General features: G+C 79.9%; 1 pseudogene. It reads right to left on the reverse strand.

What is annotated here, in order from left to right:
- A pseudogene (locus CIB93_RS38515) lies at positions 1 to 214 on the reverse strand (hypothetical protein); the annotation flags it as partial.
- Positions 215 to 572: the final 358 nt, after the last annotated feature.

The raw sequence follows: 572 nt of genomic DNA on the forward strand, positions 1-572 counted from the left end.
CCGGGTCCGATGCGGCGCGCGCGGCTCCGCCGTCCGGGGCGGGGCCGGTCAGGCCCCGGCCCCGGTCCGGGGTGACCGGGCCGTGGCCCGGAGCCGGGCGGGCCGGGCCCAGGTGCAGGCTCTCCCCCGGCGGCTCCGGGTGAACGGTCCGCAGCGGCGCGGGCTCGGCCGCACCGGCACGGCCAGGCGTCGACTCGGCCAGACCAGAACGCACAGACGCCGACTCGGCCGCACCAGAACGCACAGACGCCGAATCAGACACGCCGGAACGCGCAGGTGACAGCTCCTCCCGGCCCGCATCCACCACCGACGCCGACGCCTCTGACGCCGACGCCGACAACGCATCGCTGCCGCCACCGTCACCATCCGCCTCGCCGCCGATCGGCCCGAACAGCGGCGGCGGGACCTTCCTGTCGGCTCGGCGGGTAGGCGGTGTCGCGGCCTCGCCGCCCGCACCTTCCCCGCCACCGCCACCGGCTCCGGCCCCGGCCCCGGCCCCGGCCCCGGCCAACGGCGGCGGCAGAAGCGGTGTCGCGGCCTCGGCTCCCCCGCCGCCGCCGGCACCCCCGGCC

Origin of the sequence: Streptomyces sp. WZ.A104 (genome assembly GCF_002382885.1) — a bacterium.
Lineage (GTDB): Bacteria > Actinomycetota > Actinomycetes > Streptomycetales > Streptomycetaceae > Streptomyces.